This window comes from Rhizobium sp. FG96 (assembly GCF_057808655.1).
Map to the genome: position 1 here is coordinate 20,878 of NZ_JBMDIL010000004.1, position 17,355 is coordinate 38,232.

The following is a 17,355-nucleotide window of genomic DNA, read 5'->3' on the forward strand; positions in this document are numbered from 1 at the left end:
ATGAGCGAAGCCGCAAAGAGCACGATCGACCAGAGCGAAGTGGACCGCTTCTCGGCGATGGCGGCTGAGTGGTGGAGCCCGACCGGCAAGTTCAAGCCGCTGCACAAGTTCAACCCGGTGCGGCTGACCTACATCCGCGACAAGGCGGCGGAGAATTTCGGGCTCGATCCGAAAAGCCCGAAGCCGCTGGAAGGCCTGCGCGTTCTCGACATCGGCTGCGGCGGCGGCCTGCTGTCCGAACCGGTCGCGCGGATGGGCGCCACCGTCGTCGGCGCCGACCCCTCCGAAAAGAATATCGGCATCGCCTCCACCCATGCGAAGGCGTCGGGCGTTTCCGTCGATTACCGTCCTGTCACGGCCGAACAACTCGCCGAAGCCGGCGAGACCTTCGATATCGTCCTGAACATGGAAGTCGTCGAGCACGTTGCCGACGTCGAATTCTTCATGTCGACCTGCTCTAGGATGGTCCGCCCCGGCGGCATGATGTTCGTCGCCACCATCAACCGCACGATGAAGGCGGCGGCGCTCGCGATCTTCGCGGCCGAAAACATCCTGCGCTGGCTGCCGCGCGGCACGCATCAATATGAAAAGCTGGTTCGTCCCGAAGAACTGGAAGCGCCGATGACCGCCTCTGGCCTCGAAATCATCGACCGCACCGGCGTCTTCTTCAATCCTCTGGCCAACCAGTGGAATCTGTCGAAGGACATGGACGTGAATTACATGCTGCTAGCAAAGCGCCCGGCCTGAGCAATCAGACCTTCAATTTACTCACGAGTTCCAAGAGATCCTGCTGGCGCGTGGCGTTTTGGGCAGCAACCTCCTTCACCCGTTCGCGGTCGATGGTGATTTCCTCGCCGTCAGGACCATAAGGCTGCTTGAAGTTGAACGCATGCGCGCTCGGTCCGTGATCGTCGAGATATTCAAGCCGCGAGGCGCCCTCCTGCCAGTCTGGCCGATGCGTGGCCGAAACCCACCACAAAACCAGCGGCGGCCAGCTCTGCCGGGCATTCCAGGCCCGGGCATTCTTCAACGCGTCGGCATGCACGCCGTTATAGCTGAAGGCCATCAACGACTCGATATCGGCCCAGAGCGACAATGAGGACGGCGCGGTGGTGAAGCCGCTGCCTTCGATATATCTCGGAAAAACCTGAACGCCCCAGCTTCGCGTACCGGGTACGCCCGGATAGCCCGAACGCCCCAGGAAGCCCTGCGCTCGCGCCGCTGCTTCGAAATTTGCGGGTTCGCGCAGCATGAAGCCGCGAACCGCCTCACTATCAGCCGGCGCCACATGAAGCCCGAAATTGTAAAAGGCGAGGCGCGCGGACTGCATGTCAGTTCACATCGTCAGGTAGGACGGGCAGGCCAGCGATCTCGATGCCCTCCTCGATCAGCTCCTGGGCCTCGTTGGCCGTTGCCTGGCCGATAATGCCGCGCGCATCGGCTTCACCATAATGGATCTTGCGCGCCTCTTCCGGAAAGCGCGTCCCGACATCCTCGGAATTCGCCTTCACCTGAGCAACGGCATCCTTGAGCTTCTGAAACGCTTCACGGCGCATCGCGTCCATGGCGACGGTCTTGATCTCGTCCTTCTTGCGTGCGGTGGAGACGGACGGCGCCATGAGCACCTTCGAGATCGAGCCCGAATGGCAGACGGGGCAGGTCAGGAAACCGGACGCTACCTGCCTGTCGAAATCGGCGCTCTCGGAAAACCAGCCTTCAAACTCGTGGGCATTCTCGCAACTGAGGGAATAGCGGATCAAGCGGCAACGCCTCCCTTCACCGCCCCCGGTATCTTCTCGATCGAGAATTCCCGGCCGTTCTTCAGGTTCGGGATCTTGTCATGCGCAGCCTTCACGGCAGCCGGATCGATCTCCGCCAGGATAACGGCCTCGCCGGTGCCCCCGACAGATGTCAGAACCCGGCCCCAGGGATCGATGATCATCGAATGGCCGAACGTCTCCCGCCCGTCCTCATGCACGCCGGCCTGCGCGGCAGCGATGACGAAGACGCCGTTCTCGATGGCGCGGGCCCTCAGCAGGATTTCCCAATGCGCTTCGCCGGTCTGCTTCGTGAAAGCGGCAGGAACCGTCATTACTTCGGCACCGGCAACCGCCTGCGCCCGGAAGAGCGCGGGAAACCGGACGTCGTAGCAGATGGTGAAACCCATCTCCGCAAATGGCAGCGACACGACACGGGCTTCCGAGCCCGGCCGGTAGGCCGCGCTTTCACGCCAGCTCTCGCCATTGTCGAGGTCGACATCGAACATGTGGATCTTGTCGTAGCGGTTGAGCACCTTGCCATCGGGGCCGAACAGAAAGCCGCGATTGGCCATCTTGCCATCGTCGAGCGCGATCGCCGTCGAGCCGACATGCATATGGATGCCGAGCTCGGCCGCAAGCTCCGAAGCGGTCCGCACGATGATATCGTCGGCTTCACCGCGCAACACCGCTTTGGCTGCCGCGCGGTCTCGCTGCAGCATTCCTGTCATCTCGGGCGTCTGAACATAGGTCGCGCCCTGAGCCGCAGCCTCACGGACAAGCCGCGCCATCGACACGGCATTGCGCGCCGGATCGACGCCCGAGCACATCTGAACCGCTGCAGCCTTGAAGACCATGGTGCTACCCTCAGGCCGCCAGCATCGGATCGAGCTTGCCGGCTCGGTCGAGCGCGAAGAGATCGTCGCAACCGCCAACATGCTCACTGCCGATGAAAATCTGCGGGAAGGTCGTGCGGCCGTTCGATTTGCCGATCATCTCCTGGCGCAGATCGGGCGAGAACGTCGCATCATGCTCGACGTAGTCGACACCCTTCTCTTCGAGCAGGGATTTGGCGCGGGCGCAATAGCCGCAGAACTGCCGTGTATAGATCGTGACGGGTACCATATTCCGGTCTCCAGACGGGCCTGTTTTCTCCTTGTCATATAGGTTCTTGCAGAGCCCTTGCAAAGGTCAAAACAGTGATGTCGGAGGCGCCTGCCTTGCGCAAGACGCGCGTTGCCGCGGCCACTGTCGCGCCGGTCGTGTAGACATCATCGACAAGCACGATCCGTTTGCCGAAAACATCGTTTTCCCGCCCACGTGCGATCGCGAAGGCCCCGCGAACATTCTCCTGACGCGCCCTCGCCCCGAGCCCCACCTGCTGTTCCGTTCGCTTGACGCGTAGCAAGGTGGCGGGAAGCAACGGCTTGCCCGAGACGCGGCCCAGATGCCGCGCAAGCTCCGCCGCCTGGTTGAACTTGCGCGACAGCATCCGCGACCGGTGTAGCGGGACGGGAATGATCGCATCGCAGGCTTCGACGGCACCATCGCTCGCCCGCAGCATCCAGCCCGCCATCATTGGCGCAAGATCGACGCAGTCGCGATATTTCAACCCATGCACCAGATTGCGGACCGCCTCGTCGTGAACGGCGGCGGAGCGCAGACGATCGAAGGGTGGCGGGTCGGCAATCGCCTGCGCACTCAGGATATCGCCTCCGAGATCGTGAGAGAATGGCGACCCCAGCACCTCGCAATAAGGCCTCTCGATGAAGCGCACGCCCGACCAGCATTCGGCGCAAAGCCCGCGATGCCCTGATGTCATCGTACCGCAGGCAGCGCAGGCCGGCGGATAGACGAGGTCGGCAAGCGCATGGAAGGGCCGCGCAAGATGCGCCCAGCCTGACCGCGCTGCTTTGCCGAAATCGATTGCCCCCATGGAGCGAGAGTAGCCGCTTCCGGCCAAAAGGAAAATCCGTCTTGCCGCCTGCCGGTGACGGGACTATGCACTTCGCCATGGATATCATTTTCGATAGAGCCGCGATCGCCGCCCACCGTCACCGGGCGCTGAAGAACGGCGACCACAACGCAGCCTTCCTTCTCGACATCGCCGCAACCGAGCTTGCCGAACGGCTCTCCGTCGTGGAGCGGCAGTTCGATCGCGCCGTCGAGCTGCATGGCGCGACCGGCACGGCAGCAAAGGCAGCGCTGGCGCTCGGCAAGATCGGTCAATTAGACCGCGTCGAAGCAGAGGCAGCCTATGGCGCCGAGGGAGAGGTCGCCTTCGTCGCCCCCCTCGAAGACGTCCCGCTCGAGCCGCAATCGGCTAATCTCATCATTGCGCCGCTCAGCCTGCACCTGACCAACGACACGCCCGGCGTCTTCATCCAGATCCGCCGCGCTTTGAAGCCCGATGGCCTTTTCCTCGCGGCTATCCCCGGCGCGGGCACGCTACAGGAACTCCGTGACGTGCTGCTTGCCACCGAAGCCGAAATGATCGGCGGCGCAAGCCCGCGCGTCATTCCCTTTGCCGATGTCCGTGATGTCGGTAGCCTGCTGCAGCGCGCTGGCTTCTCGCTGCCGGTCATCGATGCCGAGAGCTATACTGTCCGTTACGACTCGATCTTTCCGCTGATGAAGGACCTGCGCGCCATGGGCATGGCGAACCCGCTCGCGGCCCGTAGCCGCAAGCCGCTCTCACGCGCCTTCTTCCTGCGTGCCGCGGAAATCTATGCCGAACGCTATTCCGATCCTGATGGCCGGATCCGCGCGACATTCTCGATCATCTATGTCTCGGGATGGGCTCCGCACGAGAGCCAGCAGAAGCCTTTGCAGCCGGGATCGGCAAAGGCACGTCTCGCCGATGCGCTCCGGGTCGAAGAACACAAGCTGAAGCAGTAAAGTCGAAGCTTACTGGCTGTGCGAGGCGAGCGTATTGCTGACGCTCGTGAACGTGTTCTGAAGATTGTTGCCGAAGGTGCCGACGCCGGCGATGATGCCGACCGAGATCAGCGCGGCCAGAAGACCATACTCAACAGCGGTTGCGCCGCGGATGTCGGCGATCAAAGCTTTCAGAGAACGCATCATCCCAACCCTTCCCGCAGAAAGCGGCGCATCAGCCATTTGATCTTCCATCAGCAGCCGGCCCCCGAGCCGTATCCCTGAACGACGCAGACGGAGCCCGGAGTTTCCTGGAGCACGCTGCGGCGGATCGTGTAACGCTTGCCGTTCTCGGTCTTGGGGATCGAGCCGGTGGTGATGTTGTCGAAGTCGGAGGGAACGCTTGCAAAAACGCTCGACTTCGACTTGTCGGCCAGCATCGGGGTGAGAATGAGGGTGAGCGCCACGGCGGCGGTGCCGAAGAGCAAGGCAAGATTGAGCGCGCCCGTCCTGCGTGAAGCATTCGAGCCCTGCTGTTTTTCTCTAACCGCTTTCCAGAAATCGTCGTCGACCATGCGTCAAGCCTTCATACACACACGCCAGTTGCTTGATTGAGGCCGATCTTTGGCAGAAGGTGTTAAACGATCGATTAATATCCACAGACAAAAACCGTCTGTGAAAGCAAATAGTGAGAAATCCCTAAAGTAGATCCTGCAGCATCGGGATCAGCGGCTCATCGGCCGGCGGCATGGGATAATCACGCAATTGCATAGGCTTGACCCATTTCAGCGCCTGCCCTTCCCGGCTTTGCGGGATGCCTTCATAGCGGCGGCAGACATAAAGTGGCATCAGCAGATGAAATGTGTCGTAGCTGTGGCTGGCAAATGTCAGCGGTGCGAGGCAGGCGACCTTGGTCTTGATGCCAAGCTCCTCTTCGAGCTCGCGCACCAGGCACTCTTCCGGCGTCTCGCCCGGCTCGACCTTACCGCCCGGAAATTCCCAGAGACCGGCAAGCGACTTACCCTCCGGCCGCTGGGCCAGAAGAATGCGCCCGTCGGAATCGATCAGCGCGCAGGCGGCAACCAGGAGAATTTTCTTGCCGGCGTCGCTCATCATCAAAGCGCCTTGCGCCAGTAGCTGTAGCGATAGGCTTCCCGGAAGCCGAGGCGGTCGTAGAGTGCAAGAGCCGGCGCGTTATCGGCCTTGACCTGAAGCCAGCCGGTGCGGGCACTGCGCATACGCGCCCAGCGAAGAGCCGATGTCAGAATTTCGAGACCGAGACCTTCGCGCCGGCGCTCCCGGGCGACCGACAGCGACATGATGCCGGCCAGATCGTTGTCCTGCACGCAAAGAACCGTCGCCAGCGGTCCCGATGCCGGATCCTCGATCATGAATAGGCCGGACGGCGGCTTGATCGCGTTGATGACTTCGGCCAGCGCCGCCTTCAGCCGCGGCGAGACCTGATCAGTCGAGAGATTGGCATCGACGAAGCGGCCGATATCATGCGTCGGCAGATGGTCGAGGGTATCTGGAAGATCGGCCTGCGTCAGATCGCAGGTCATGACGATCGTCTCGTCGAAATGCGTCCAGTTCTGCTCGGCGACCAGGTCGACGAGCAGCGGCGTGCAGAGCGGCGTCTGCCGCAGCACGGCCGGACGGCCATAGGCTTCGAACTTCCTGCTCGCCTTTTCCAGGCGGATCTCGATATCGCGATGATCGGATGGATCGAGCGGCACGATGGAGTTCAGACGGTTCGACGGATGACCCGCCGTCAGCCGCACCTGCCAGCTGCCGTCATACTGCACGGAAGAAGCGGGCCACGCCCGGAAGCCAACTGCTTCCAGCCTGCGAACGAGCGGCAGGTTTGCCGTCTTTGAAGAAGTCTCAGTCAATGAACGATCAGCTCCGGTAGTCACCGTTGATCGCCACATACTCCTTAGTGAGGTCGCAGGTCCAGACCGTTGCCTGACCTTTACCGAGACCGATGTCGACTTTAACCGGAATATCCTGCTGTTTCATGACGTTCGACGCAGCCTCTTCCGAGTAGCCCGGGTCGCGCTCGCCGTTGACGGCAACGCGTACATCGCCGAACCAGATCGCCAGACGGTCGCGATCCGCCATTTCGCCGGCCTTGCCGACAGCCATGACGATACGGCCCCAATTGGCGTCCTCGCCGGCAGCCGCCGTCTTGACCAGCGGCGAATTGGCGATCGACAGGGCGATCCGCTTGGCCGCCGCATCGCTCTCTGCGCCGGTCACGGTGATCTCGAGCATCTTGGTCGCGCCTTCGCCGTCGCGGCAGACCTGCAGCGCCAGATCCTTGAGCACTTCGTTGAGCGCGACGCGGAAGGTCGCAAGACGGGCATCGTCGGTGCGCTCGACGCGCGCCTGACCGTCAGCCGCTGCGGCGCCGGTTGCAAACAGCATCAACGTATCGGAAGTCGAGGTGTCGCTATCGACGGTCATCGAGTTGAAGGTCGGGCCGACGCCTTCCGACAGCATCGCCTGCAGCGCGGCCGGAGCGATATCGGCATCGGTCACGACGAAGGAGAGCATCGTCGCCATGTCGGGCGCGATCATCCCGGCGCCCTTGGCGATCCCGTTGATCGTCACCTTGACGCCGCCGATTTCGGCGCTGCGCGTCGCGACCTTCGGATAGGTGTCCGTGGTCATGATCGCCTTGGCTGCCTCGAACCAGAAATCACCGGTCGCATCGCGATGCATGGCATCGAGAACACCGGAAAACTTGGTCGCATCCAGCGGCTCGCCGATAACGCCGGTCGAGGCGAGGTAGACTTCGTTCTCGCCGCAGCCGACGGCAGCCGCGGCGGACTTCGCCGTCAGCTCGGTGGCAGCGCGGCCCTTGAGGCCGGTGAAAGCGTTGGCATTGCCGGAATTGACGACGACGGCGCGGGCAATGCCGTGCGGCAGGTTTGTTCGGCAGAAATCGACCGGCGCCGACGGGCACTTCGAGCGGGTGAAGACGCCCGCGACCGAAGCCGACTTGTCGAATACCATCATCAGCACATCGGTACGGTTCTTGTACTTGATACCAGCCGAAGCGGTCGCCATGCGCACACCGCGAAGGGCGGGCATGGATGCGAAGGTCTTCGGGGCGAGCGGAGAAACGGAACCTGACATTGTGATGGACCTGCCTGATAGTGAAGGGCCCGGAAGAACCGGGCCCGAATGATGATTACTGCTGCGGCTGAACGGCGGGCTCATCGCCCGGCGCCGGCTGCTTGTTGGCATCCTCGTAACCCTTGCGAAGGGTTTCGTCCATGATGTCGACCTTGGACTTTTCCTTCGCCGAAGCGAGAAGGGCAAGATACTTGTCGCGCATGACGAGCTGACGAACCTGGTCCTTGACCTGGTCGAACGGCGGCGGAGGGGCGTCGCGCTTATCTTCGACCTTGATGACGTGGTAACCGAAATCGGTCTTCACCGGCGTCTTGGAGTAGGTGCCCTTTTCGAGCGCGAAGGCTGCGTCTTCGAATTCCTTGACCATGCGGCCCTTGGTGAAATAGCCGAGATCGCCGCCGTCAGCCTTGTTCGGATCGGTGGACTTTTCCTTCGCGAGTTCGGCAAAATCCTTGCCGGCGTCGAGCTGCTTGATGACGTCCTTGGCTTCATCCTCGGTCTTGACCAGGATATGGCGGGCGTGAACTTCTTCCTGCTTCGGCAGCGCAGCGACTTCCTTGTCGTAACGTGCCTTCACTTCGTCGTCGGTAACGGTGTCGACGACATGCTTCTTGAAGTAGGCATTGTGCAGCTCGCGATCGGAAAGATACTGCATGCGCTTCTTGAATTCTTCGGTCTGGTCGAGCTTTTCGGCAGCGGCGTCACCGGCCAGCAGCTTCACATCGATGGCAGCAGAAAGGGCAGCGACCTTCTTCTGATCGTCCGGCAGCTGGGCCAGCTGCGGATCCAGATTGGCGATCGCCAGATCGAGTTCCGACTGATGAATTTCCAGGTTGCCAACCTTGGCGATGACGGCGTCCGGCTTGTCTTCAGCGTAGACCGGCGCGTGGAACGCAACGAAGGTCGCGACCGCCATCACGGCAAGTTTGTTGTAGCTCAACATCAAATAACCTTTCAGAGTTACACCACCGGCTTCAGCATCACGTGTGAATCCAGCCTAAAACAGCGTTCAACACTGGAATGTGGCCTTTCTATATCAGCCAAATCCGTTGACATCATTCGACCCCCCTCTTATCTGTCACGCAACCTCGCGTCCAGAACAGTTTCCTGGCGTTTCGAGGCGTGCGCCTGAATTTCGGCTGGGTGCGCGCATAAGAAAAGCCGGGGAAGAATATGAGAAAGGGCCAGTCATATGGTCAGCTTTGGCGGCATCGCCCGCAAGATATTTGGCTCTGCCAATGACCGCCGCGTGCGGTCTTTCCAGCCGAAAGTCGCAGCAATCAGCGCCATCGAAGAAAAGACGAAGGCCTTGAGCGACGAGCAGCTCGCCGCACAGACGGTCGAGTTCCGCAAGCAGCTGGCAGATGGCAAGACGCTCGACGACATCCTGATCCCGGCTTTTGCCGTGGTCCGCGAGGCCTCGCGCCGTGTTCTCGGCATGCGACCTTTTGACGTACAGCTCGTCGGCGGCATGATCCTTCACTCCGGCGACATCGCCGAGATGAAGACCGGTGAAGGTAAGACGCTGGTCGCAACCCTGCCGGTCTATCTGAACGCGCTTTCCGGCAAGGGCGTGCACGTCGTCACCGTCAACGACTACCTGGCGCAGCGCGACGCGGCGACCATGGGCAAGGTCTACGGCTTCCTCGGCCTCACCACGGGCGTCATCGTCCACGGCCTTTCCGACGAGGAACGCGCGGCCGCCTATAACTGCGACATCACCTACGCCACCAACAACGAGCTCGGCTTCGATTATCTTCGCGATAACATGAAGTATGAGAAGGCGCAGATGGTCCAGCGTGGCCACAATTTCGCGATCGTCGACGAAGTGGACTCGATCCTGGTCGACGAAGCCCGCACGCCGCTGATCATTTCCGGCCCGCTCGATGACCGCTCCGATCTCTACAACACGATCGACGCCTTCATCCCACTGCTCTCCGACGGCGATTATGAAATCGACGAGAAGCAGCGTTCCGCCAACTTCTCCGAAGAAGGCACGGAAAAGCTCGAAGGTCTCCTGAAGCAGGCCGGCCTGCTGAAGGGCGCTTCGCTCTACGACATCGAAAACGTCGCGATCGTCCATCACGTCAACAACGCGCTGAAGGCCCACAAGCTGTTCCAGCGCGACAAGGACTACATCGTCCGTAACGACGAGATCGTCATCATCGACGAGTTCACCGGCCGCATGATGCCGGGCCGCCGTTATTCGGAAGGCCAGCACCAGGCGCTCGAAGCCAAGGAAAAGGTCAAGATCCAGCCTGAAAACCAGACGCTGGCGCAGATCACCTTCCAGAACTACTTCCGCATGTACGGAAAGCTCGCCGGCATGACCGGTACGGCGCAGACGGAAGCGGAAGAATTCGGCAACATCTACGGCCTCGAAGTCGTCGAAGTGCCGACCAATCTGCCGATCCAGCGTATCGACGAAGACGACGAGGTCTACCGGACCTTCGAAGAGAAGTACAAGGCGATCATCGCCGAGATCGCTGACGCGCAGAAGCGCGGCCAGCCGGTTCTCGTCGGCACCACCTCGATCGAAAAGTCCGAACTGCTCGCCGACCTGATGCGTAAGCAAGGCTTCAAGGACTTCCAGGTCCTCAACGCCCGCTACCATGAGCAGGAAGCCTATATCGTCGCTCAGGCCGGTGTTCCCGGCGCTGTGACGATCGCCACCAACATGGCCGGCCGCGGTACCGACATCCAGCTCGGCGGCAACCTCGAAATGCGTGTCGAACGCGAACTCGAAGGCGTCGAGCACGGTCCCGAATATGATGCCAAGGTCGAGGCGATCCGTGCCGAGATCAAGCAGCTGAAGGAAAAGGCGCTTGCCGCCGGCGGTCTCTACGTCATCGCGACGGAACGCCACGAAAGCCGCCGTATCGACAACCAGCTGCGCGGCCGTTCCGGCCGTCAGGGCGACCCGGGCCGCTCGAAGTTCTACCTGTCGCTCCAGGACGACCTGATGCGCATCTTCGGCTCCGACCGTATGGACGGCATGCTGACGAAGCTCGGCCTCAAGGAAGGCGAGGCAATCGTCCATCCCTGGATCAACAAGGCCCTCGAGCGCGCGCAGAAGAAGGTCGAAGCCCGTAACTTCGACATCCGCAAGAACCTGCTGAAGTATGACGACGTTCTCAACGACCAGCGCAAGGTCATCTTCGACCAGCGCCTGGAGCTGATGGAAGCCGCCAACATCGCCGAGACCGTTTCGGATATGCGCCGCGAAGTCATCGAAGACCTCGTCGACAAGCACATTCCGGAACGCGCCTACGCCGAACAGTGGGATGCTGCCGGTCTCAAGGAACAGGTCGCAAACCTTCTCAACCTCGACCTGCCGATCGAAGATTGGGCCAAGGAAGAGGGTATCGGCGAAGACGATATCCGCGAGCGCATCACCGAAGCTGCAAACGCCGCCTTCACCGAGAAGGCCGAGCGTTTCGGCGACGACATCATGCGCTATGTCGAGCGCTCGATCCTGATGCAGACGCTGGACCACCTGTGGCGCGAGCACATCGTCAACCTCGATCACCTGCGTTCGGTCATCGGCTTCCGCGGCTACGCCCAGCGCGACCCGCTGCAGGAATACAAGTCCGAAGCCTTCGAGCTGTTCCAGTCGCTGCTGAACAACCTCCGCCAGGCGGTTACCGCGCAGCTTATGCGGGTCGAGCTGGTCCAGCAGGCACCGGCCGAGCCGGAGCTTCCGGTCATGCAGGCCCAGCACCTGGATCCCGACACCGGCGAGAACGATTTCGCGCCGATTTACCAGGCATCCGAAGTGATCGTCGCGCCTGAAAACCGCGATCCGAACGATCCCTCGACCTGGGGCAAGGTCGGCCGCAATGAGCCCTGCCCCTGCGGTTCGGGCAAGAAGTTCAAGCACTGCCATGGCGCTTTTGCCGAAGCGTGATTGACTAAAAAAGATGATGAAGATGCCGCCTCCGGGCGGCATTTTCTTTTGTGGATCAAGCAACTTCAATGCTGGGCACGCGCCGCCCGCACAACCGTTTCTTAACCCTGATCTGGCAAGACTGAAGCCACGATTTGCCTGAGTTCTGAGTTGTGCGTGTTCATTATGGCAGTCATTGAAACCGCTGAAAGAATGCTGCCCGCCAGCTTGCGTCCGGCCGGCAGCCGTCTTCTGCGCATGCTCGCTGCCGTCCTGACCGAACGTGACGGCAAGGCCGCCGCCCAGCGCATGGCGCTGACCGCTTTCGCAATCCGCATTCTGAGCGCCGCACTCGCCTTCGTTTCCCAGATCATCCTGGCGCGCCTGATGGGCGAGTGGGAATATGGCATCTTCGTCTTCATCTGGGTGCTGATCGTCCTCTTCGGCGATCTCTCCTGCCTCGGCTTCCACACCGCGATCGTCCGCTTCCTGCCGCAATACAAGGCATCCGGCGCCTTCGAGGAAATCCGCGGCCTGACGGGCACCGCCCGCATCTTCGCAATCCTTTCCGGCTCGCTGCTGATGGTCGCGGGCATGGTTGGCCTGCATTTCTTCGGCGACAAGATCGAGATCTACTATCTGATCCCCGGCTTCCTCGGCCTGCTCGCGCTACCGATGATCGCGCTCGGCGATATCCTGGAAGGCACCTCGCGCGCCAATCACTGGCCGGTCATGGCGCTGAGCCCGGTCTATATCGTCCGGCCGATCCTGATCATCCTCTTCATGCTGATCGCCAACGCCATGGGCGCTGAACACACGGCGGTTGTGGCAATGCAGTCGGCCCTGCTCGCAACCTATGTCACGGCGCTCGGCCAGTATGTGGCGACGCTGCTGCGCCTGCGCCGCCATTACGATACCGGCCAGCACAAGGTGGATTTCATTGCCTGGCTGAGCGTCGCCTTCCCGATCTTCCTGATCGAGGGCGCGAGCTTCCTGCTCACCAATTCCGACGTCGTCATCGTCGGCATCTTCCTCGAGCCGCATGACGTCGCGATCTATTTCGCCGCCGCCAAGACCATGGCGCTGGTGCAGTTCATCATGTTCTCGGTGAAGGCGGCATCCGGCCCCCGCTTCTCCAGCATCATCGCCGGAGGCACCCGGGCCGAGCTTGCCGTTGCTGCTGCCGATGCGGCCCGCTGGACCTTCTGGCCGGCGCTCGGCATCGGCCTCTGCGTTCTGGCCGCGGGCCATCTGCTGCTGTCGCTCTTCGGCGGCGCGTTCACTGCCGGTTATGTGCTGATGGCGATCCTGCTTGCCGGCATCCTCGCCAAGGCGCTGGTCGGCCCGGCCGAGACGCTGCTGATGATGGCGGGCAAGCAGAACCTCTGCGCCGCGCTCTATGCCGGTGCGCTGACGGCAAACATCACGCTCAACCTGACCCTCATCCCTCACCTCGGAACCGTCGGCACCGCGATCGCCACGGCATCGGCCATGGCCGTCGAGGCGACACTTCTCCACATCGCCGTGCGGCGCACGCTCGGCATCGTTCTCTTTGCATTCAGCCGCCCGGCGACGGCGCAGGCAGACAGGAAGGCCCATTGATGGTGCGCACTCCTCCGAATACGGAATCCACGGACGCCACGACGAACCGCATGGTCCATGAGCTCGCCTCCTTGAATTTCGACGGACCGCAGGCGGAAGCCCGCGTCGAGGTCGGCCGCGCCGGCCGCGAGCTCTGCGTCTATCCCGGCAAGCTCGGCTATGAGCTGCAGGACGAGCTCGACTTCCTTTCGAACCGCGCGATCGAGCCGAACGTCTTCTTCACCGGCCGCTTCCTGGCGCCTGCCATGCCGCGCCTCGACGACCGGCAGGTGAGCTTCGCCCTGATGCGCGACACCGGCAGCAACCGCAGCCGCATGCGCTTCCTGATGCCCTTCTCCGTCGAGAAGCCGGGCTTTGCCGTCGGCCCCTCGATCATCCGCGGTTGGTCGAACAGCTTTGCGCCGCTCGGCACTCCGCTCGTCGATGCCGAGGATGCCGCCGAGACGCTCGATAACCTATTCGAAGGCCTGACGGCCCGCGACCTGCGGCTGCCGCAGATCCTCGTGCTGCCTGATCTGAGGCTGAACGGCATCTTCGCCCGGCTGGTGAAGGCCGTCGCTCTCGGCCGCAACCTGCCGCTGACGATTACCAATCCCTTCGAACGCCCGATGCTGGAGAGCGAGGAAGACGCCGTCGCCTATCTCGCAAGCTCCGTTTCCTCCTCGCACATGCGCGAAATGCGCCGCCAGTGGCGCCTGCTCGAGGACAAGGGCACCGTGACCTACAGCGTCGCCCGCCAGCCGCGCGACGTGCATATGCGCTTCGAAGAGTTCCTGGCGATGGAAGCCGGCGGCTGGAAGGGCAAGAAGCGCAGCGCGCTCGTCACCGACCGCTATCATACCGCCTTCGCCCGCGAAGCCGTCTCCAATCTCGCAGCCATCGACGCCGTGCGTATCCATACGATCGACTTCAACGGCAAGGCGATCGCCGCGATCGTCGTGCTGATGATGGGGGGCGAAGCCTACACCTGGAAGACGGCCTATGACGAGGAGTTCGCCCGCTTTTCGCCCGGCAAGCTGCTGATGGGTGAACTGACGGAATGGCATCTCGACGACGCCAACATCGTGCGCTCGGATTCCTGCGCCATCCCCGATCACCCGATCATGAGCCGCTTCTGGAAGGAACGCGAAGACATGGGTACGCTGGTCATCGGCCTTAACCAGAACGGCGACCGTGATGTCCGCCAGGCGGCCACCCAGCTTCACATGTACCGCAACACCCGCAACATGGCGAAGATGCTACGCGCCAAGATCATGTCGCTGGCAGGCCGCGGCTAAACTGCGGAACCTACGCGGCTTCGGCCGCTGCCCGCTCGCGCAGCAGGCGGCGGATCACCTTGCCCGTCGTCGTCAGCGGCAGTGAATCGAGGAACTCCACCTCGCGCGGATATTCATGCATCGAAAGCCGCATCTTCACCCAGTCGCGGATTTCGGCGGCAAGCTCGGCGCTGGCGCTAACGCTCGGTACCAGGACCACATAGGCCTTGACGATCTCGGTGCGAACCGGATCCGGCTTCCCGACGGCAGCCGCCAGCTGAACCGCCGGATGCCCGGACAGGCAGTCCTCGATCTCGGCAGGTCCGATCCGGTATCCCGAGGAAGTAATGACATCGTCATCCCGCCCCTCGAAGGTGATGAACCCTTCCGCATCCTGATGTGCGAGGTCGCCCGTCAGCAGCCAGCCATTGGCAAACTTGCGCTCCGTCGCCTCCGGATCGTTCCAGTATCCCAGGAACATCACCGGATCCGGCGCCTTGACGCCGATCTGGCCTGTCTGCCCCACCGGCAATTCGTTGCCGCGATCATCGACGACGGCAACCCGATGTCCCGGCGACGGACGGCCGATCGCCCCGGCTTTGGAAACACCCGCAGCCCGGCTTGAGGAGATCACGAAGTTGCACTCCGTCTGGCCGTAGAATTCGTTGACCGTGATGCCGAGCGTATCGCGCGCCCAGACATAGGTTTCGCGCCCGAGGGATTCGCCAGCCGAGCCGATCGTCCGCAGATTGAGCTTGTGCGTTAGATACGGATCACCGGCCGCCTTCAGCAGCCGCAGCGCCGTCGGCGGGATAAAGGCATTGCGCACCTGCATCTCGGCCATGATGCGATAGGCCGTATCGGCATCGAACTTCTGCGCCGGAGACGAGACGACGGGGACACCCAGCAACAGGCTCGGCAGCAGCGCATTGAGCAAGCCGCCCGCCCAGGCCCAGTCCGACGGCGTCCAGACCTTGTCGCTCGCCTGCGGAAATCCTTCATGGGCAAACTGCATGCCGGGGATATGCCCGGCGAGCACGCGATGCCCATGCAGCGCACCCTTCGGCGCTCCCGTCGTGCCCGAGGTAAAGATCATCAGCGCCGGATCGTCTGGCCCCGTATCGACCACCTCGAAGACCGGCGGATGCGAAGCGACGAGCTCGTCAAATGCCAGTGCCTCTCCGCCATCGATCGAAATCACCGTATTCAGATCAGGCAGGCGATCGCGGATTTCTGATATTCGCGCCATGCCGAACGCATTGGTGATGACGGCGGACGCACCCGCGGTTTTCAGCCTGTATTCCAGCGCCTCGACACCGAAGAGCAGCGCCAGCGGCAGCGCAATCGCGCCCATCTTGTAGATCGCCACATGCGAGATGACGGTCTCGAAGGATTGCGGCAGCAGCAACGCCACGCGGTCCCCGCGCTGGATGCCGAGCGATACAAGCCCATTGGCAAGCGATGCCGACCACGCCGACAGTTCGCCATAGGTCATCGAGGGGTGCTGGCCGCCGGGATCGAAATGTTCGAGACAGATCCGGTCGGGCTCGATCTTCGCCCAGTCGTCGCTGACGGCACGGCCCATATTGAAATCATCGGGGATGTCCCACGCAAAATCGCGGTAGAGATCGTCATAGCGATCGAAGCGGGGCAATTTCATAGGCTAGTTCCGGTCAATGCTGCACCAGCTAACACCCGCAGGCGCGCGAGTGCAAGCGCGAGCATTCAAGGCGCCCTTCGCCCTGTCATCGAAATTTATGCGCGATGCTTGCTGACTTTTGCCGCCGCTCCGCCCTAAATTGATCTTCAGGCGGCGGGCGGAATTCAATCACGGAGTCATTTCAATGGATTATGTAAAACTCGGCAAGACGGGCCTCGAAGTTTCAAAAATCTGCCTGGGTTGCATGACCTTCGGCGATCCCGGCCGCGGCAACCATGCCTGGACGCTCGGCGAGGAGGAAAGCCGCACGATCCTCAAGCAGGCAATCGATCTTGGCATCAACTTCCTCGATACGGCCAATACCTATTCCGACGGCTCCTCCGAAGAAATCGTCGGCCGGGCCATCAAGAGCTTTTCCAAGCGCGAAGACATCGTGCTCGCCACCAAGGTCTTCAACCGCATGCGCCCCGGCCCGAACGGCGCTGGCCTGTCGCGCAAGGCGATCTTCGACGAGATCGACAACAGCCTGCGCCGCCTCGGCACTGATTATGTCGATCTCTACCAGATCCATCGCTTCGACTATTCGACACCGATCGAGGAAACGCTGGAGGCGCTGCATGACGTCGTGAAGGCCGGTAAGGCCCGCTATATCGGCGCCTCCTCAATGCATGCCTGGCAATTCGCCAAGATGATTTACACCGCGCGCCTCAATGGCTGGACGGAGTTCGTCAGCATGCAGGACCACGTCAACCTGCTCTACCGCGAGGAAGAGCGCGAGATGCTGCCCTTCTGCGAGGACCAGAAGATCGCCGTCATCCCCTGGAGCCCGCTTGCCCGCGGACGCCTGACGCGCGACTGGGACGAGCAGACAACCCGCACGGAAAGCGACGAGTTCGGCAAGACGCTCTACCGGCAGGCCGAAGATTCCGACCGCAAGATCATCGATGCTGTCGGCCGTCTCGCCAAGGAGCACGGCGTTCCCCGCGCGCAGATCGCCACCGCCTGGATCCTGCAGAAGAGCGCCATCACCGCCCCGATCATCGGCGCCTCACGCCCCGGCCACCTCAGCGACGCCGTCGCCGCGCTTGCCGTCAAGCTGACGCCGGAGGAAGTGGCGATGCTGGAGGAACCCTACGTTCCGCACCGCGTCGAAGGTTTCAAGTAAGACGCTCGCGC

General features: G+C 62.1%; 18 protein-coding genes. 6 read left to right on the top strand and 12 right to left on the bottom strand.

Features of this window, described 5'->3' with window-relative positions:
• Complete coding sequence (ubiG, locus tag ACODR6_RS08545) at positions 1–747, top strand: bifunctional 2-polyprenyl-6-hydroxyphenol methylase/3-demethylubiquinol 3-O-methyltransferase UbiG (protein ID WP_413710374.1); 747 nt, start codon at positions 1–3, stop codon at positions 745–747.
• A 4-nt stretch (positions 748–751) separates the two neighbouring features.
• Here ubiG and ACODR6_RS08550 read toward each other — a convergent pair whose 3' ends face one another.
• The 5 genes from ACODR6_RS08550 to ACODR6_RS08570 are packed head-to-tail and all read right to left on the bottom strand — an operon-like array spanning position 752 to position 3,693.
• Positions 752–1,330 (bottom strand): DUF3291 domain-containing protein, encoded by a 579-nt coding sequence (locus tag ACODR6_RS08550; RefSeq protein ID WP_489022259.1) that lies wholly within the window; start codon positions 1,328–1,330, stop codon positions 752–754.
• A 1-nt stretch (position 1,331) separates the two neighbouring features.
• Positions 1,332–1,760 carry a DUF1178 family protein gene (locus ACODR6_RS08555; protein ID WP_489022261.1) on the bottom strand — a complete coding sequence of 143 codons (429 nt, stop codon included), beginning with the start codon at positions 1,758–1,760 and terminating at the stop codon, positions 1,332–1,334.
• Positions 1,757–2,614, bottom strand: coding sequence for a carbon-nitrogen hydrolase family protein (locus ACODR6_RS08560; RefSeq protein WP_489022263.1), 858 nt, complete (start codon positions 2,612–2,614; stop codon positions 1,757–1,759). The genes ACODR6_RS08555 and ACODR6_RS08560 overlap by 4 nt, the downstream gene beginning before the upstream one ends.
• 10 nt (positions 2,615–2,624) lie before the next feature.
• Positions 2,625–2,882 (bottom strand): glutaredoxin 3, encoded by a 258-nt coding sequence (gene grxC, locus ACODR6_RS08565; RefSeq protein ID WP_112720248.1) that lies wholly within the window; start codon positions 2,880–2,882, stop codon positions 2,625–2,627.
• A gap of 34 nt (positions 2,883–2,916) precedes the next feature.
• A complete protein-coding gene (locus ACODR6_RS08570; protein WP_489022266.1) occupies positions 2,917–3,693 on the bottom strand; it encodes a ComF family protein in 777 nt (258 codons plus the stop codon).
• Between the two features lie 77 nt (positions 3,694–3,770).
• Between ACODR6_RS08570 and ACODR6_RS08575 the strand changes: the two genes are divergently transcribed.
• Positions 3,771–4,655: a methyltransferase domain-containing protein gene (locus tag ACODR6_RS08575; RefSeq protein ID WP_489022268.1), complete on the top strand. Its 885-nt coding sequence runs from the start codon at positions 3,771–3,773 to the stop codon at positions 4,653–4,655.
• Positions 4,656–4,664: 9 nt separating this feature from the next.
• Here ACODR6_RS08575 and ACODR6_RS08580 read toward each other — a convergent pair whose 3' ends face one another.
• The 6 genes from ACODR6_RS08580 to ACODR6_RS08605 all read right to left on the bottom strand — a co-directional run bounded on the left by ACODR6_RS08580 (position 4,665) and on the right by ACODR6_RS08605 (position 8,718).
• Complete coding sequence (locus ACODR6_RS08580; protein WP_489022270.1) at positions 4,665–4,841, bottom strand: Flp family type IVb pilin; 177 nt, start codon at positions 4,839–4,841, stop codon at positions 4,665–4,667.
• Positions 4,842–4,888: 47 nt separating this feature from the next.
• Entirely contained in the window at positions 4,889–5,209 is a 321-nt protein-coding gene (locus ACODR6_RS08585; protein ID WP_112720246.1) for a hypothetical protein, read from the bottom strand.
• A gap of 124 nt (positions 5,210–5,333) precedes the next feature.
• Positions 5,334–5,747 carry an 8-oxo-dGTP diphosphatase MutT gene (gene mutT, locus ACODR6_RS08590; RefSeq protein WP_112720245.1) on the bottom strand — a complete coding sequence of 138 codons (414 nt, stop codon included), beginning with the start codon at positions 5,745–5,747 and terminating at the stop codon, positions 5,334–5,336.
• Between the two features lie 2 nt (positions 5,748–5,749).
• On the bottom strand, positions 5,750–6,565 hold the full coding sequence (locus tag ACODR6_RS08595) for a GNAT family N-acetyltransferase (RefSeq protein WP_112720244.1): 816 nt from the start codon (positions 6,563–6,565) through the stop codon (positions 5,750–5,752).
• Positions 6,534–7,775, bottom strand: a complete 1,242-nt coding sequence (gene argJ, locus ACODR6_RS08600; RefSeq protein ID WP_489022273.1) for a bifunctional glutamate N-acetyltransferase/amino-acid acetyltransferase ArgJ — start codon at positions 7,773–7,775, stop codon at positions 6,534–6,536. Before argJ ends, ACODR6_RS08595 begins: the two co-directional genes overlap by 32 nt.
• A 55-nt stretch (positions 7,776–7,830) precedes the next feature.
• Complete coding sequence (locus ACODR6_RS08605) at positions 7,831–8,718, bottom strand: peptidylprolyl isomerase (RefSeq protein ID WP_112720242.1); 888 nt, start codon at positions 8,716–8,718, stop codon at positions 7,831–7,833.
• A 249-nt stretch (positions 8,719–8,967) separates the two neighbouring features.
• On the opposite strand from ACODR6_RS08605, the gene secA reads away from it, so the two are divergent.
• The 3 genes from secA to ACODR6_RS08620 all read left to right on the top strand — a co-directional run bounded on the left by secA (position 8,968) and on the right by ACODR6_RS08620 (position 14,540).
• Positions 8,968–11,682: a preprotein translocase subunit SecA gene (gene secA, locus ACODR6_RS08610; protein ID WP_112720241.1), complete on the top strand. Its 2,715-nt coding sequence runs from the start codon at positions 8,968–8,970 to the stop codon at positions 11,680–11,682.
• A 165-nt stretch (positions 11,683–11,847) separates the two neighbouring features.
• A complete protein-coding gene (locus tag ACODR6_RS08615; protein ID WP_489022276.1) occupies positions 11,848–13,263 on the top strand; it encodes a lipopolysaccharide biosynthesis protein in 1,416 nt (471 codons plus the stop codon).
• Positions 13,263–14,540 carry a GNAT family N-acetyltransferase gene (locus ACODR6_RS08620; protein ID WP_112720240.1) on the top strand — a complete coding sequence of 426 codons (1,278 nt, stop codon included), beginning with the start codon at positions 13,263–13,265 and terminating at the stop codon, positions 14,538–14,540. The genes ACODR6_RS08615 and ACODR6_RS08620 overlap by 1 nt, the downstream gene beginning before the upstream one ends.
• 10 nt (positions 14,541–14,550) lie before the next feature.
• On the opposite strand, the gene ACODR6_RS08625 is transcribed toward ACODR6_RS08620, so the two are convergent.
• Positions 14,551–16,179 carry an AMP-binding protein gene (locus ACODR6_RS08625; protein ID WP_489022278.1) on the bottom strand — a complete coding sequence of 543 codons (1,629 nt, stop codon included), beginning with the start codon at positions 16,177–16,179 and terminating at the stop codon, positions 14,551–14,553.
• Between the two features lie 184 nt (positions 16,180–16,363).
• On the opposite strand from ACODR6_RS08625, the gene ACODR6_RS08630 reads away from it, so the two are divergent.
• Positions 16,364–17,344 (top strand): aldo/keto reductase, encoded by a 981-nt coding sequence (locus ACODR6_RS08630; RefSeq protein WP_489022280.1) that lies wholly within the window; start codon positions 16,364–16,366, stop codon positions 17,342–17,344.
• Positions 17,345–17,355: the final 11 nt, after the last annotated feature.

What these genes read in the sequence shown, in the direction of transcription:
- ubiG (WP_413710374.1), top strand. Translation starts at nt 1, where the DNA reads ATGAGCGAAGCCGCAAAGAGCACGATCGACCAGAGCGAAGTGGACCGC.
- ACODR6_RS08550 (WP_489022259.1), bottom strand. Translation starts at nt 1,330, where the DNA reads ATGCAGTCCGCGCGCCTCGCCTTTTACAATTTCGGGCTTCATGTGGCG.
- ACODR6_RS08560 (WP_489022263.1), bottom strand. Translation starts at nt 2,614, where the DNA reads ATGGTCTTCAAGGCTGCAGCGGTTCAGATGTGCTCGGGCGTCGATCCG.
- grxC (WP_112720248.1), bottom strand. Translation starts at nt 2,882, where the DNA reads ATGGTACCCGTCACGATCTATACACGGCAGTTCTGCGGCTATTGCGCC.
- ACODR6_RS08570 (WP_489022266.1), bottom strand. Translation starts at nt 3,693, where the DNA reads ATGGGGGCAATCGATTTCGGCAAAGCAGCGCGGTCAGGCTGGGCGCAT.
- ACODR6_RS08575 (WP_489022268.1), top strand. Translation starts at nt 3,771, where the DNA reads ATGGATATCATTTTCGATAGAGCCGCGATCGCCGCCCACCGTCACCGG.
- ACODR6_RS08580 (WP_489022270.1), bottom strand. Translation starts at nt 4,841, where the DNA reads ATGATGCGTTCTCTGAAAGCTTTGATCGCCGACATCCGCGGCGCAACC.
- ACODR6_RS08585 (WP_112720246.1), bottom strand. Translation starts at nt 5,209, where the DNA reads ATGGTCGACGACGATTTCTGGAAAGCGGTTAGAGAAAAACAGCAGGGC.
- mutT (WP_112720245.1), bottom strand. Translation starts at nt 5,747, where the DNA reads ATGAGCGACGCCGGCAAGAAAATTCTCCTGGTTGCCGCCTGCGCGCTG.
- ACODR6_RS08595 (WP_112720244.1), bottom strand. Translation starts at nt 6,565, where the DNA reads ATGTGGCGATCAACGGTGACTACCGGAGCTGATCGTTCATTGACTGAG.
- argJ (WP_489022273.1), bottom strand. Translation starts at nt 7,775, where the DNA reads ATGTCAGGTTCCGTTTCTCCGCTCGCCCCGAAGACCTTCGCATCCATG.
- ACODR6_RS08605 (WP_112720242.1), bottom strand. Translation starts at nt 8,718, where the DNA reads ATGTTGAGCTACAACAAACTTGCCGTGATGGCGGTCGCGACCTTCGTT.
- secA (WP_112720241.1), top strand. Translation starts at nt 8,968, where the DNA reads ATGGTCAGCTTTGGCGGCATCGCCCGCAAGATATTTGGCTCTGCCAAT.
- ACODR6_RS08615 (WP_489022276.1), top strand. Translation starts at nt 11,848, where the DNA reads ATGGCAGTCATTGAAACCGCTGAAAGAATGCTGCCCGCCAGCTTGCGT.
- ACODR6_RS08620 (WP_112720240.1), top strand. Translation starts at nt 13,263, where the DNA reads ATGGTGCGCACTCCTCCGAATACGGAATCCACGGACGCCACGACGAAC.
- ACODR6_RS08625 (WP_489022278.1), bottom strand. Translation starts at nt 16,179, where the DNA reads ATGAAATTGCCCCGCTTCGATCGCTATGACGATCTCTACCGCGATTTT.
- ACODR6_RS08630 (WP_489022280.1), top strand. Translation starts at nt 16,364, where the DNA reads ATGGATTATGTAAAACTCGGCAAGACGGGCCTCGAAGTTTCAAAAATC.